At 63.1% G+C, this 14303-nt stretch carries 15 protein-coding genes; 6 read left to right on the top strand and 9 right to left on the bottom strand.

The annotated features are described in order from the left end of the window. Window positions 1-172 precede the first annotated feature (172 nt). The 6 genes from QYM46_RS06805 to rraA all read left to right on the top strand — a co-directional run bounded on the left by QYM46_RS06805 (window position 173) and on the right by rraA (window position 4509). Window positions 173-400, top strand: a complete 228-nt coding sequence (locus QYM46_RS06805; RefSeq protein WP_169251851.1) for a hypothetical protein — start codon at window positions 173-175, stop codon at window positions 398-400. A 113-nt stretch (window positions 401-513) separates the two neighbouring features. Further along, window positions 514-792 carry a hypothetical protein gene (locus QYM46_RS06800; RefSeq protein WP_432791316.1) on the top strand — a complete coding sequence of 93 codons (279 nt, stop codon included), beginning with the start codon at window positions 514-516 and terminating at the stop codon, window positions 790-792. 145 nt (window positions 793-937) lie between these two features. Further along, window positions 938-2245 carry a dicarboxylate/amino acid:cation symporter gene (locus QYM46_RS06795; protein ID WP_432791315.1) on the top strand — a complete coding sequence of 436 codons (1308 nt, stop codon included), beginning with the start codon at window positions 938-940 and terminating at the stop codon, window positions 2243-2245. Between the two features lie 211 nt (window positions 2246-2456). After that, entirely contained in the window at window positions 2457-2897 is a 441-nt protein-coding gene (locus QYM46_RS06790) for a hypothetical protein (protein ID WP_432791314.1), read from the top strand. An 83-nt stretch (window positions 2898-2980) separates the two neighbouring features. After that, the gene (locus tag QYM46_RS06785; protein ID WP_432791313.1) at window positions 2981-4003 is read left to right on the top strand and encodes a D-cysteine desulfhydrase; all 1023 of its coding nucleotides are present in this window, start codon (window positions 2981-2983) and stop codon (window positions 4001-4003) included. 38 nt (window positions 4004-4041) lie between these two features. Continuing rightward, entirely contained in the window at window positions 4042-4509 is a 468-nt protein-coding gene (rraA, locus tag QYM46_RS06780; RefSeq protein WP_432791312.1) for a ribonuclease E activity regulator RraA, read from the top strand. A 12-nt stretch (window positions 4510-4521) separates the two neighbouring features. On the opposite strand, the gene QYM46_RS06775 is transcribed toward rraA, so the two are convergent. The 9 genes from QYM46_RS06775 to QYM46_RS06735 all read right to left on the bottom strand — a co-directional run bounded on the left by QYM46_RS06775 (window position 4522) and on the right by QYM46_RS06735 (window position 14158). Further along, window positions 4522-5031: a hypothetical protein gene (locus tag QYM46_RS06775; protein ID WP_432791311.1), complete on the bottom strand. Its 510-nt coding sequence runs from the start codon at window positions 5029-5031 to the stop codon at window positions 4522-4524. Between the two features lie 93 nt (window positions 5032-5124). Then, a complete protein-coding gene (locus tag QYM46_RS06770) occupies window positions 5125-6642 on the bottom strand; it encodes an aldehyde dehydrogenase family protein (protein WP_432791310.1) in 1518 nt (505 codons plus the stop codon). Then, window positions 6639-7400 (bottom strand): HD domain-containing protein, encoded by a 762-nt coding sequence (locus QYM46_RS06765; protein WP_432791309.1) that lies wholly within the window; start codon window positions 7398-7400, stop codon window positions 6639-6641. The genes QYM46_RS06770 and QYM46_RS06765 overlap by 4 nt, the downstream gene beginning before the upstream one ends. After that, entirely contained in the window at window positions 7397-8713 is a 1317-nt protein-coding gene (locus QYM46_RS06760) for an NAD(P)/FAD-dependent oxidoreductase (protein WP_432791308.1), read from the bottom strand. The genes QYM46_RS06765 and QYM46_RS06760 overlap by 4 nt, the downstream gene beginning before the upstream one ends. 1 nt (window position 8714) lies before the next feature. Continuing rightward, window positions 8715-9035 (bottom strand): 2Fe-2S iron-sulfur cluster-binding protein, encoded by a 321-nt coding sequence (locus QYM46_RS06755; RefSeq protein WP_432791307.1) that lies wholly within the window; start codon window positions 9033-9035, stop codon window positions 8715-8717. Window positions 9036-9088: 53 nt separating this feature from the next. Further along, window positions 9089-9835, bottom strand: coding sequence for an SDR family NAD(P)-dependent oxidoreductase (locus tag QYM46_RS06750; RefSeq protein ID WP_432791306.1), 747 nt, complete (start codon window positions 9833-9835; stop codon window positions 9089-9091). A 3-nt stretch (window positions 9836-9838) separates the two neighbouring features. Further along, a complete protein-coding gene (locus tag QYM46_RS06745) occupies window positions 9839-11719 on the bottom strand; it encodes a PEP-utilizing enzyme (protein WP_432791305.1) in 1881 nt (626 codons plus the stop codon). Between the two features lie 70 nt (window positions 11720-11789). Beyond that, window positions 11790-12878: a PEP/pyruvate-binding domain-containing protein gene (locus QYM46_RS06740; protein ID WP_432791304.1), complete on the bottom strand. Its 1089-nt coding sequence runs from the start codon at window positions 12876-12878 to the stop codon at window positions 11790-11792. A gap of 11 nt (window positions 12879-12889) precedes the next feature. After that, the gene (locus QYM46_RS06735) at window positions 12890-14158 is read right to left on the bottom strand and encodes a cytochrome P450 (RefSeq protein ID WP_432791303.1); all 1269 of its coding nucleotides are present in this window, start codon (window positions 14156-14158) and stop codon (window positions 12890-12892) included. Between the last annotated feature and the right edge of the window lie 145 nt (window positions 14159-14303).

Below are 14303 nucleotides of genomic sequence, written 5' to 3'. Positions count from 1 at the left end.
GACCAAGCTATGGCTAAACATTCGTTAAGTAAAGTGATTCGCTCTCTCACGGTGCAAGGATTTGGCTGATGCCCAGCCGTGAGGTCATCCAGACGCTCCCCACCTCTGGGTTTCGGCCCCCGGGAGAGCTATAATTCTCTCCACAATCTGCGTGGGAATGGGGCGAAGGATCATGACCGCAGACACGAATCGGCCGTCGAAGTTGGCTCAGACGTTCAAACAGATCTCGAAGGCGTTCAAGAGCGCCAATATCGGCCAGGGACAGAAAGTCGGCTACCGAGAAGACAGCTCCGAAGAACGGCTGCAAGCCACGGCTGAGCACGAAGGAGTGAAGCTCTACCGCAATCCCGACGGATCACATCTCGCCGTCGACGAATCCCACTCGAGCTACGATGACTGAACATCGGCTCAGTATCCGGCGCTGCGTCTGCAAGCGAGGCACCCCCTGGACGAATCAATGAAAACGACTATGGTCACGAGTACAGCGTCTTCGCAACAGTGAGGTGGTGACAGATGACCGACCAGACTGATTCACAGAAGAAGGTCGACAAGATCAACGACACGCTCGACGAGCTCGGGGCGAGGGCCAGCGGACCCGATGTCGCCTATGGCGCGACTCCCGGATATGCCGAGGATGTGTCCGAAGAGGACCTGGAGAAGCTCGCCGAAGCGGAAGGTGTGACCCTCCGACGCCTCCCGGACGGCTCGCATGAGGCGATCGACGAGTCCGCCGTGACTCCATCCTCGGACACTTCGAACGCCGAGGATTCCACGACGTCAGCTGAGAGCTGATTCGTCGGCTCGAGCGAACATCGACAACCCGGTACATGGTCATCCATGTGCCGGGTGTCGCTGTGCCCCAGGTAGGATCACCGGGGCCATGGCGCCACACCGCACAGTCGGCGGAACAACGATGCTGATATGAAAGGCAGAGCCTATGCCCTCCCCCGCCGCCTCGCCTGCGCAGACCTCCGCGACGAAGACGGAGCCGTCAGGCTTCCTCCGGATTCTGCGCAACTACCGCTTCCCGATCTTCATCCTCACAGGGGTGGTCATCGGCGCGATCATCGGCCTCGTCTTCGGGAAACGCGCCACCGTCATCAAGCCGTTCGGCACGCTGTTCATCAATATGATGTTCACTCTCGTCGTGCCGCTCGTGTTCTTCTCCATCGCCTCCGCGGTCGCGGGAATGTCCTCGGCGGCGCGACTCGGCAAAATCATGGGCAGTATGCTCGGAGTCTTCGCCGTCACCGGCATCATCGCCTCCATCGTCATGGTCGCCGCGCTGCGCATCTTCAACGCCACCGCCGGCGTCGAAGTGGAGATGCAGGAGCCGGAGAACGTCGAGGACGTCGGGTCCATCGGTGACCAGCTCGTCCAAACCGTCGTCGTCGACGACTTCTCGAAGATCCTGTCCGCCGAGCACATGCTCGCCCTCATCGTGTTCGCCGTCATCGTCGGCTTCGCCACCAGCAGGATCGGCGACGCCGGCAAGCCGTTCGCCCAGTTCCTCAATTCCGGCACCGAGGTGTTCCTCAAGTTCACTTCAATCATCATGTACTACGCCCCGATCGGCCTCGGCGCCTACTTCGCCGCACTCATCGGCGACCTCGGCGCCCAGCTCGTGGGGGACTATGTTCGCGCCTTCCTCGTCTACTATCCGGTGGCGATCGCCTACTCCATCCTCGCCTTCACGTTCTACTCCTTCGTCTCCGGCGGCCGCCGAGGCGTCTCCCGCTTCTGGGGCAATATCCTCGAACCCACAGCGATCTCCTTGGGTACGTCGTCCTCGGTGGCGGCGATCCCAGCGAACCTGCGTGCCGGAGAGAAGATCGGAGTCCCACGGGACATCCGGGAGACGATCGTGCCGATCGGCGCCACGATCCACATGGAAGGATCGAGCCTGTCCGCGATCCTCAAGATCGCCTTCCTCTTTGCCGTGTTCCAGCGCGACTTCTTCACTCCGGAGAATATCCTCATCGCCATCGCCGTGGCGCTGCTGGCCGGAATGGTCATGGCAGGAATCCCCTCCGGCGGCTTCATCGGCGAGCTCATGATCATCACCCTCTACGGCTTCCCAGCAACGGCGCTGCCGATCATCCAGATCATCGGAACCGTCATCGATCCGCCGGCCACCACGGTCAATGCGGTCGGCGACCAGGCGAGTTCGATGATGGTCGCTCGCATCCTCGATGGAAAGGACTGGATGGATCGGACAGAGGACGATCACGATTCGATTCCGTAACCGCTGTGAATCTGTCACAGTCCGGAATCCACGGATTCGGACAAGACTCTTTCTGACGGAATGTCTCGGAGATGTCATCGCAACGCAATAGAACCTCCGTATTTCCGACGACGCGTCTCAGCTTCTGTTCAGGCTCGGGGACTCGGCTCTCACCTGGGATGACGATACTCGATTCCAGCAATGTTCCTGTCCCGGAAGAGGAGAAGTCACCATGCCCGCCTTCATCAGCACTCACGCCGCAAAGTGGGGCGTCGCTGCACTAGCCGGTCTCACATCTCTGGGCCTCGCAGTCGGTCCGGCATCGGCCTCCGTTGATTCAGCACCCGCGCCCAGTGCCGCTCAGGCACCCCAGAGTTCGGGACACCCGAAGCGTGCCGTCAAGTACGCGGACAAACTGATCACCGCCTACGGCATCGGTGATGACTCGGTCATGGATCGTCTCGCCACACGCAACGTCGTCGCTGCCCTCGCCGAACACAACGACGGGCACGCCACACGCTGGCACCGCACCTCAGCCGACTCCGGCAAGGGGTACACCTGGGTGTCCTACACGAACCTGGACACCCACGAGGTCATGACCCTGACGGTCAGAGACGCCAACGCCGTAGGCAAGGGCGGCGACGCTGTTCGTGAGGTCGAGTTCGTCGGCTGAGGACGACCCGCTGTCACGCCGTGACCCGAATCCTGAACGGCGTCTTGTCAGCACTGCCGACCTGCTCGGTAGACTCGGGAACCATGGTCGCCTTGAACGAAATCCCCCGTCGCCGCTACACCGCCGGCCCGACACCGCTCGAGCATCTGCGGCGACTGTCCGCCGAGCTCGGCGGACCGCAGGTCTGGATCAAACGCGACGACCGGCTGGGGCTGACACAGGGCGGGAACAAGACACGCAAGCTCGAGTTCCTCATCGCCGACGCTCTGAAGCAGGGAGCGGACACGCTCATCACCGTCGGCGGGGTCCAGTCCAACCACTGTCGGCTAACCTTATCCGCTGCGCGCACCGAGGGCCTCGACTGTCATCTCATCGTCGAAGAGGACCTTGGTCCCGACGGCACCGCCCTCGGTCCGGCAGGGGCGAACCCGCCGGAGCACACGGGCAATTTCCTGCTCTTCGACCTCCTCGGCGCGGATTCGGTCACCGTACTCGGCCACGGAGCTGACCTCCTCGGCGAGGCCGAGATTCTGGCCGAGAAGCTGCGCGACGAGGGCAGGATCCCCTATGTCATCCCGGTGGGCGGGTCGAATCCGATCGGCGCGCTCGGCTATGTCGACTGCGCCCACGAATTGCTCGATCAATTCGCCGCAGTGGGGCTGGACTCCCCCACGATCGTCACGCCGAGCGGCTCGGCCGGAATGCAGGCAGGACTCGTCGTCGGGCTCCATAGTGAAGGAAGCACTGTCCCGATCATCGGCATCAACGTCAGCCGGACACAGGCGGAGCAGGAACCGAAGATCGTCAACCTCGTCGATTCCACGGCACGGTTCCTCAACCTGCCGCCTGCCCCCCGCGATGCCACGACGGGACTCGGCGACTATGTCGGGACCGGCTACGCCTTGCCGACACCCGAGATGGTTGAGGCCGTGCGACTCTTCGCCCGCACCGAGGGAATCCTCCTCGACCCCGTCTACACCGGCAAAGCTGCGGCCGGCCTCATCGACCTCATCAGATCCGGCCGCTTCTCTTCCGAAGACGCGGTCGTCTTCGTCCACTCCGGCGGAGTCCCCGGACTCTACGCCCGCACCCAGGCGTTCGCCTGAGCACCTCCCACCACCCACAATCGACGGAAGGCAGACAGATGACAGTTTCGACAGCAGACCTGTGGGACGAACGCGGCGACGACCTCTATTCGATCGCTCTGAACTTCGGCGACTTCGGAGCCAAGACCTCATTCTCCGGACCGGCCCGCACGATCCGCTGCTTCCAGGACAACGGACTGGTCAAGCAGACCCTCAATCAGCCGGGCGACGGCGCCGTGCTCGTCATCGACGGTGACGGTTCGATCGCCACCGCCCTCATGGGTGACATGATCGCCGAGGCCGGGGTCCGAAACGGCTGGAACGGTGTCGTCATCAACGGCGCTGTCCGCGACCGTGAAGCTCTGGCCGAGATGGAATTCGGAATCAAGGCTCTGGCCAGCAATCCGCGCAAGAGCGCGAAAGACGGTGCCGGTGAGATCGACGTGACCGTGGAGATCGGCGGCGCGACGATCCGCCCAGGAGCGATGATCTTCGCCGACGCCGATGGGGTCGCCATAGAAAAGTAGAGGGGCAGAGACTCAACGATGAATGGTGTCGAAGCTCTGTTGAGCCGAGTCCCAGATGTCGGCAACGTCGATCCGACCGTCGGCGGTGAGATCCTCGACGGTCGAACGGTCGTAGAGGTATCTCCATTCCCCCGCCGCGACGTCTCCCGTGACCACGAGGATGTCGTAGTCGAAGGCTGCCTGTGAGGTCGCCTGGACGATGAACGCCGTGGCTTCCAAGTCCTTGGCCCTGTTCTCATCGGAGGCGAACTCGACATGGAGGCGTTCGGGTTCGGCCTCCTGGTTGAAGTCGGGGTTCGTCTCGGACTCGAGACTCACCTCGACACCGTCCAAGGACTGCGCCACATAATCCGAGAGCTCATCAAGGGAGTCGAAGCCCTGCTCCACGACATCCAGAGTCACCGTCGGAGTCGTTTCGGGTTCCGACGATGAGCCAGAATCGGAGCCGCAGCCGCTGAGGGCGATGAGTGCGGCGGTCAGGAGCCCGGCGAGAGCAGGGGCGGACTTCGAATCGAACCTCATGGCACCAGCCTATCGACGAGAGTGCGCTGGTGCCGCATCGCCTCAGTCGCATAGTGCGTGGTCGCACTGGGCGCAGTCACACGTTGAGCGGTCTCACCGCTTTCGGTGGATCGATTTGTACGTGATGTACTGGCTGAGCCCTTCGACGCCGTATTCGACGCCGAGGCCGGAATCATGGCGTCCGCCGAATGGTGCCGAATGGTTCGAACCGAAGAAGTTCACTCCCACCGATCCGGAGTCGACCTGTTCGGCCACCGCCTGAGCCGCCTCTGCGTCGGCGCCGAACACGATGCCACCGAGCCCGAACTCCGTGTTGTTGGCCAAGGAGATGGCTTCGTCGGGGCCTTGCGAATCGTCGTAGCGCAGGATCGAGATCACGGGGCCGAAGATCTCCTCCCTGGCGATGCGCATCTGCGGGGTCACCTCGGCGAAGACCGTCGGTCGGATGAACAGCCCGGCTTTTCCGTCGATGTCGACATCGGCGGCGGCTCCCCCGGTGACGGCGCGAGCGCCCTCCTCGTGGCCTGAGGCGATGTATTCCATGACGGTCTTGTACTGGGATCGCGATGCCACAGGCCCGAACACTGTGTCCTCGGCGAGCGGATCCCCTTGCTGCCCCTCGGCGATCGTCCGTCCCACCACCTCGGCGACCTCGTCGTACCGGGATGCCGGTGCGATGATCCGGGTGGAGATATAGCAGGTCTGCCCGGTGTTGCGCATGCACGATCGCACGAGCACCCGCCCCATCGCTTCCAGATCGGCATCAGGCAGCACGATCGCCGAGGATTTGCCGCCGAGTTCCAGCGTCACCGGACGTAGCAGCTCGCCACAGGCAGCGGCGATGCGCCGGCCCACCGGGGTCGACCCGGTGAACGCCACCTTGCTGATGCCCGGGTGACGGACGAGTGCATCGCCGAATCGGCCGGGACCGGTGAGCAGATTGACCACGCCGGCGGGCACTCCGGCAGCGGCGACGGCATCGATGATGAAGCGGATGGACAGCGGAGTCACCGACGCGGGTTTGATGACTACGGCGCACCCGGCCAGAAGCGCGGGAGCGAGCTTGACGACGACGAGGTTGATCGGGAAGTTCCACGGTGCGATGAGTGCACAGACTCCGATCGGGTCCCTGCGCACCACCGAATAGGAGTCGGCGGCGGCAGGGAAGTCACGAATGTCCTCGTCGTCGATCCACGCGGACAGGGTGGCGAAGTGGCGGAAGATTCCAGCCGCATTCGCCGCCGCTCCCCGGGTCTCGGAGATCGGGGTGCCGTTCTCCAGGGTGTTCGTCCGTGCCAGGTCTTCGCTTCGCGCTTCGATCTCCTCGGCGATCCGCACCAGGTATTCCGCCCGCTCGGCCGCGGTCAGGCTCGCCCATTCGTTCATCGATGACTGGGCTGCGGTCACGGTGCGATCGAGCTCCGCCGAGGTGGCTGCCGGCACCGAGCCCCACACTTCGTCCGTCGCCGGATCGATGACCGGGTTGCATTCGGAATCGGCAGCGGGTGTCCAGACGCCGTCGATGAAATGGTCGTCAACATGGCTGTACGGCAGGTCTCGGCGCAGGTCGGCTCGGGTCAGTGTCGCCGATACGATGTCAACGGTGCTCATCGGATGACCTCGGTGCGCAGCAGTTCCCGCTGACGATGCAGGTCTGCTTCGGCCATGGTCACTGCGGCTTCGGTGATGAGTTCGGGAATGATCTCCCGCTCCAACCTGTCGGTGTAGGTGGCCATGTCCATGTCGAACCACGACGCGGACAGGGCGATTCCCGCCCGGTCGAAGCGCCACTGACGGTCGGCGTCACGGACCAGGGCGTCTTCGAGGCTGAAGGCGACCGGGCGGGTGTCGTGGCCGTCGATGATCTCGCAGACGCGTTCGATGAACTCCTCGGAATAGCCGAGGTCCGGCAGAACCCGGCGTGCAACGAGGCAGCCTTCCCGTTCGTGCTCGAAGCGGATCGTGGCCTTGCGCCAGTCACCGCCGAAGCCTTCTGAGATGATCCGCGACTCGTCGACATGTGCCCAGCCGGTGTCGTGGAGGATGATCGTGACGAGCACGAGCTCACGGTCGGCCGAGGGGTAGGCGTCGCAGAGACGCTCGGCATAGGCGGCCGAGATCGGCAGGTGCACGTCGTTGCCGCGGGTGCGTGTCTCGGGTTCGATCTGCTTCCACAGTGCTTCGAATCCGCAGCTCGGGGTCGAACAGATCGGCTGAGTGTCGACCGTGCCCTCCATCGGGATGGGGCGGACGGGGTAGTCGGTGGCGAAGCGGACGGCGCGAGGGTCGGCTGCGGTGTCACCGGACTCTGCTGCCGCCCAGCTCGGATAGTCCTGTTCGCGGCTGCTGCTTTCGGTTCGGGTATTCATCGGGGATCCTCTCGGTCGACGGCGATGGATTTGAGCATGACGCTCATATCGCCGGCCTGGTCGGCAGGTATCTGTTGGTTCTTGGCCAGAGCGGTGCGCACGGCCATGAAGTCCAGCGGAGCATTGATGCAGTCGGCCGCGATGATCTGGCCATCGCGGTAGTACAGGACGCTGAACTTGCCTTTCTCGTCGTCGCGACGAACCACTGTGGAGTCGAACCCCATCGACAGTCCGGCGATCTGCAGCTTCATATCGGCCTGGTTCGACCAGAACCAGGGAATGCCTGCGTATTCTTCGCGTCGGCCTGAGACCGAATAGGCGGCGACCTTCGCATGTTCGATGGCGTTGTTCACGCTCTCGAGGCGGATCCGCTCCCCGTCCGGTGCGTCCGGCAATGGGTTGGGCATGTTCGCCACGTCTCCCACCGCGATGGTCGTACCGTCGGAGGCGAGCGCATAGCGATCGACGACGATTCCGTTGTCAGTCTCCAAGCCCATCTGCTCGGCCAATCCGGTGTTCGGGATGACGCCGATGCCGACGATGACCAGTTGAGCGGGGACCACAGTCCCGTCGGCCAGTGCCACTCCGGAGACGTTCCCACTGCCGTCGTCGATCAGTGTTTCGACCCGGGAGTTGAGGATGATGTCGAGTTCACGTTCCCGGTGTGCCTGGTAGAAGTACTCGGAGGTCTCCTCTCCGACAGCGCGCCCGATGAGGCGGGGACCGTGTTCGAGCACGGTGGCGTTCTTGCCCATCCCGTGCAGGGAACAGGCGACTTCGAGACCGATGAATCCGCCGCCGATGACGACGACGTCGGTGAAGTCATCGAGGCTGCCCTTCAGCGACAGTGCATCATCGGCGCTGCGCAGATAGGTCACGCCCGCAAGGTCGGCGCCGGGAACCTCGAGCGGTCTGGCCCGCGCACCGACGGCAAGTGCCAGTCGTGCGAAGGGGTATTCCTCACCGTCGGTGGCGATGGCGACGCCAGTTCCGTCCGGGTTCTTGTCGATCGTCTCGATGCGCGTGTTCTTGACGAGTTCGATGTTGTGCTCGTCCCAGTATTCGGCGCTGCGGAAGATGAGGTTCTCTTTGTCGACCGTTCCCTGCAGGAACTCCTTCGACAGGGCCGGCCGCTGATAGGGCCGATGGTCCTCTTCGCCGAGGAGGGTGATCGATTCGGTGAAACCGGTCCCCCGCAGTGAGATCGCCAGCTGCACTCCGGCCTGGGAAGCTCCGATGATGAGCATCCCGGTCTGTGTGCGAGCCGGTCGATCCTGTGCGCCGATCGGTCGCGTCTGCGTTGTCGTCGTCATGTCACACCTGTGTTTCCGGAGTGGTCACGTGCAGGTCGGTGTCGTCGGTGATCTTGAGCTGGCAGGACAGGCGGGAGTTGTCCTCCCGGTCCTCGGTCGTGCCCCACAGCATCTCGTCTTCCATCTCCGACATCGGGGCGAGCCCGTCGAAGTCGGATTCGTCGACGAAGACGTGACAGGTGGCGCATGAGAGGGATCCGCCGCATTCGGCGACGATGCCGGGCACTCCGTTGCGCACAGCGGTCTCCATCACGGAGTCGCCGACTTTGGCGTCGATGTCTCGAGTAGTGCCGTCGGAATCGGTGAAATGTACGGTCGGCATGTCATTCCCTTTCCTACAGTGGTGCTGGTGGTCTGTGGTTGCGGTGTCAGTGTTCAGATGAACTGTCGGCCGCCGTCGACGACGAGTGTCTGGCCTGTGATGTATCCGGCGTCGGGTGAGGCGAGGAACATCGTGGCGCCGACGATGTCGTCGGGTCGGCTGGCACGGCGGATGGCGCCGCGGTCGACTCCGTAAGTCTCGGCGTCGTCCATGAGCTCGTAGCTGGCCTCGGTGAGCGTGAACCCGGGAGCGATCGCGTTGACCGTGATGTCCCTGGTGCCCAGTTCCTTCGCCATCACCCTGGTGAGTGCGATGACTCCGCCTTTGGATGCCACGTAGTGAGCCCACTGGGTGGACCCGGACATCACCGTGGCCGAGGACAGGTTGACGACTCTGCCGCCCGCCGGCAGATAGGGACTGACTGCCCGGGTCACCTGCCAGGGTCCCTTGAGATTGACACCCATCACGAGGTCCCATTCGTCATCGGCGATGTCCTCGAAGGGTGATCGCGTGATTCCGGCGTAGATCGCAGCGTTGTTGATGACGACGTCGATGCTGCCACCGCCGAAGTCCGCGGCTGCTTCGGCGAGTCTCACTGTCGAGTCTCGGTCGGTGACGTCGACCTCGCAGGCCAGGGCCTCCACCGAGGCGGCGCGCAGAGCCGTGGCCGTGTCCTCTGCGCCGGCGAGGTTGATGTCGGCGACGATCACTCGATCGCCGTCCGCTGCGAATCCTTCGGCGAAGGCGCGTCCCAGTCCCCCGGCGGCGCCGGTGATGAGCACCGTGCGTGGATCACTCATCGTTCAGCTCGCGGCCGTGGCGTGGGCGTGGCTGTGGGCACCCGGGCCGCTGACTTCGGGGACCGCGTCCTCGAGGTCGAGGATCTCCACGGTGCCGCGGGTTCCGTCCACGCGCAGTCTCTGACCTGTCTGGATCGTCGTTGATGCGTTGCCTGTGCCGGTCACAGCCGGCAGCGCGTATTCGCGACAGACGATGGCGGCGTGGCTCATCATGCCGCCGATGTCGGTGACGGTGGCCTTGAGTTTGCCGAAGATCGGCCCCCAGCTGGGTGCGGTGACCGGGGCGACGAGGATCTCGTCCTGTTCGATCTCGTGGATCTGTGCGGCATCCATGACGACTCGGGCCACTCCTTCGACGACGCCGGGTGAGGCAGCCATCCCGCGCAGACCGGTGACGTTGTCGGAATCGGCCTCGAGCCAGGATTGGACCTGTTCGGTGGTGATTCCCCACAGCATCCGGGTGAAGGGTTCGGTGATGGCCTCCGGCGGGGTGTTCAGTGCCGGCTGCGGTCGTGCGGTTTTGAGAGCTGCGACGATCTTCTTGCGCTCTTCGACGATCGGCGGCCAGTAGGCGGGGGCGATCGGACCCTGCGGTGCGCCCACACCCCACGCAGTGACGAGGTCGAAGAGGACATCCCGGACTTCATTGCGGTTGAGGTAGAGGAAGTCGCCTGCTTCGGCGAAGACTCCGTGTTCGACGAGGGTTGCGGCGAGTTCGCGGACCTTGCGCCAGAACACGCCCATCGTCCAATGCTCGATGTAGAAGTTGTGGTTCTCCACATACGGGTAGGCGGTCGCAGCCAGCTGCCGTTTGGCCTCGAAGGTCGCACCCTGCTCGTCATCGAGAAGATCGCGATATTCGGAGACGATTCGGTCCTTCTCCTCGATGAGAGCTTCGGTCGGTCGCATGATCGTCTGCCCCTCGTCGAGGCGGCGGATGTAGTCGGCAATGAAACCGAGCGGGATCGAGAAGTTCTCTTTCCAGTATTCGTCGTGGGCGTAGAAGCCGTTGCCGGTGGTGAAGTTGAACCAGGGGTCCTGCGCCTTCTCCCACTGAGCCAGCCAGGCGGTGCCGCCGTCGGCTGCGGCGATGGCCTCAAGCGTCGCCTCGGCGTCGTCGGTGTTGTCGAACGCCGACTGCAGGCCGAGCTCGACGGCCGTGGTGGCCAACTGTTTGAGTTCGTCGTCGGGGCGGAAGAGCTCCATGTTCACCCCTTGGACCATCGTTGCGATCGACTGGTCGGGAATGTCGGGGAAGATCTCCTTGCAGTAGTTGAAGAAGTCGAGGTAGGCGATGTAGCCGAGGTTGAGGAACTCGAAGTGATACTGCCAGTTCTGATAGGCGAGCTGGATGAGGTGATCGAAATTCTCGAGCAGTCGCTCGGACCCGTCCTTGGCCTTCCCGGAGAGGATGTCATCCATGGGGACCATGTCGGGAAGCTTCGAGAAGTCGAGCGCCTCGATCTCGTCGATGGTTCCGCGGACCTTCGTCTTCCACTGTTCCAGCAGCGGTTCCCAGTTGGCGAAGTAGTGCCCGATGCGGGCTTGGAATTCCGGCAGTCGAGCCTCGATCTGATCGTCCGGCACGGGGATGGGCGACATGTACAGGTAGCCATGGTGGACGCGGAAGTCGATGCCGTTGGCATTGGGGATCATCAGGTGGCGAGCGTTGTACTGGCCGAGGCACTTGACGGCGAACTCTCCGCCGATGGTCTCGAACGGTTTGAACACGGTCGGCCAGTGCTGCGAATCGCAGAACCAGAACTTCTCGTCCTCGATCTCCTTGAGGCTGTCCTGGAAGACGAGGTAGTAGGGGTAGATCTTCTCCCAGCCTTCAGCGCCGGCGGGAACGGGAAGATCAGAGGGACGGGGAAACGACTTCATTGACATTGTCTGCTCCATTGCATCGGTGGTTCGTGAGTTCGGTCGTAGGTGAGTTGCGCTGCGGACGGGTTCAGCCGCTCTTCTTCATCAGGGAGGCAGTGATCGATCCGAGGTCGATTCCGCCGGTCGACGCTGCCGCCGGCGTCGCTGCGGCAGCCGGTTCCTTCTCAGTCTTCTTCTCTGCAGAGGAATGCACCGTCTCCGGACGGGACTGCAGCAGGAGCAGATTCTCACCCTCCGGCAGATCCCGATCGAGTGCCCACTCGATGTCCTGCGGGCATCTGTAGTGCTTCTCCGCCTGCTTGGCCAAGGTCGCCACTTCGGTCAGCTCCTCATCAGAGAGGCACCGGACTTCGGCGCGCTCGGCCGGAACCTCACGTTCGGTGAGCTCCCCGTCGGCGGGGACGAGTTCGATGTGCTTCTCCCCGATATGTTCGTTGACGACTTGGAGGGTGATCTTGTCCAACAGAATGTTGTCGGGGGTGACGAGACCGGAGACGACGGTCTCTCCGACGCCCCATGAGGCATCGACGGCGATCTTCGACCGGTCTCCGTTGGCGGGGTTCATCGTGATCGCCACTCCTGCGGTCTTCGCATTCACCATCTTCTGCACGACGACGGCCATGGACAAGCCCTCATCGGGAATGTTGTTCTTCAGCCGATAGATGATGGCTCGGGACGTGTACAGGGAAGCCCAGCATCGGCGGATGTGTTCGGTCACCGCTGCATATCCGGTCAGCCACAGGTAGGTGTCCTGCTGGCCGGCGAAGCTGGCATCGGGCAGGTCTTCTGCCGTGGCCGAGGACCGCACAGCCATGGGCACCTCTCCCCCGCAGGCATCTGCGAGCTCGTCGTAAGCGCTCTTCGTGGCGCTCCGAACAGTTTCGGGCACCTCGGAGTCGGTGAGCCGACGGCGGATGCGAGCGGAGATCTCGTCGACCTCAGTTACGTCATCGGGATCGAGCGCGCCGAGTTCGGTGACGATCTCCTCGGCGATGCCGGATTCGGAGACGAAGGAGTCGAAGGATTCGGTCGTGACGACGAATCCGGGTGGCACGGGCATTCCTGCCTGCGTCATGGTCACCAGCGAGGCGCCCTTGCCGCCGAGGTCTTCCAGGCGGGGTTCGGACGTGGAGTCGAATGACTGTACGAGACTCATGAACTTCTCCTTCACCAGGTCACCGGGACAGTCTTGGGAACACGGAACGAGAGGTTCTCCCGGAAGTCGATGCCCTCACCGTCGACGAGCTTGAGATTCGGTGCCAGGCGCGTGATCTCCTGCAAGCAGATCTTCGCCTGCAGCTTCGCGAGCATATTTCCCAGGCAATAGTGGATGCCGAATCCGAAGGACAGATGTTCGCGGGCGTTGGGTCGGTCGATGTCGAAGTCCTCTCCGTCGTCGAAGCGGGACTCGTCACGGTTGGCCGAACCCATGAGCAGCAGCAGTTCGTCGCCCTCGGCGATCTTCACTCCTCCCACCTCGGCGTCCTTCAGCGCTTTGCGGCGCCAGCCGACGATCGAACCGGAGTACCTGAGCACCTCGTCGACCGCTTTGGGGATCTTCTTCTCATCGTCGATGATCGCCTGCCATTGGTCCGGATGGGCAAGCAGCACTCGCAGCGTGTTGCCGATCAGCGTCGTCGTGGTCTCGTGGCCGGCGAAGAGGAGCGAGTAGAGGACGGAGGCGATCTCATGGTCGCTGATCTCCGCGCCTTCGGACTGTGCCGTGACGAGGTCGGCGGTCATCGAATCTCCGCCGTGCTCATGGGCGTCGGCAACGATGCTCAGACATTCCTGCCAATACTCGACGAGGTTGTGGGCATGTGGGATCTGTTCCTCATCCGACAGGTCTCCCCACGTCATGGCGGCACGTGAGTCGGACCACCGCTTGTAGGTGTCGACTTTGCCGATATCGGCACCGATGAGGGTCAAGATGGTGATGGTCGGGATGTCGTAGGCGAGATCGCGGATGATCTCACCGTCTTTGTCAGGACGCTTAAGCATCGTTTCGATGCGGCTGACGACGTTGTCGCGAATCTCCGGCTCGAGCTTCTTGAAGCGTCGCGGCGTGAATGCCTTCTGCACGATCTCACGAATGCGGGTGTGCTCCGGCGGGATCCGAGCCGAGAGTCCGGAGTAAGCGGTGAAGCCTCCGTCTTTCATGATCTTCGTGGCCTGTGGGCCGCGTTTGCGCACCGGGGCCTGCGCGTTCTCCGAGGAGAAGGTCTCCCAGTCTTCGAAGACCGCCTTGATGTCGTCGTAGCGTGTGACGACCCAGTAGCCGACCCGCTCATCGAACATCACGGGTTCTTCCTTGCGCATCTCGGCGTATGCCGGGAAGGGATTCTTCATGTCGAAGGGCTCGTACCCGTGGTGAGAGCCTTCAGCCGCGCCGCTGTAGGGGCACTTGCCGGTCTCTGCTGCGGATTGCAAAGTCATTCCATCTCCTGTGATGCGGGTCACTGCTGACAGTGATGATCACCCTACAGCCACGAACGAGATTCTCGATGGCGTGGCTTCCATTCAACGGAAGTTAGTTGGTAGCGCCGCGGTAATCGCCGCCCGAGGCTCCGATGACGCTTTT

The organism is Brevibacterium sp. K11IcPPYGO002 (genome assembly GCF_050920635.1).
In the GTDB taxonomy this organism is placed as follows: domain Bacteria; phylum Actinomycetota; class Actinomycetes; order Actinomycetales; family Brevibacteriaceae; genus Brevibacterium.
Note: the sequence above shows the minus strand (reverse complement) of the source record. Positions and strands in the feature narration are given on the sequence as shown.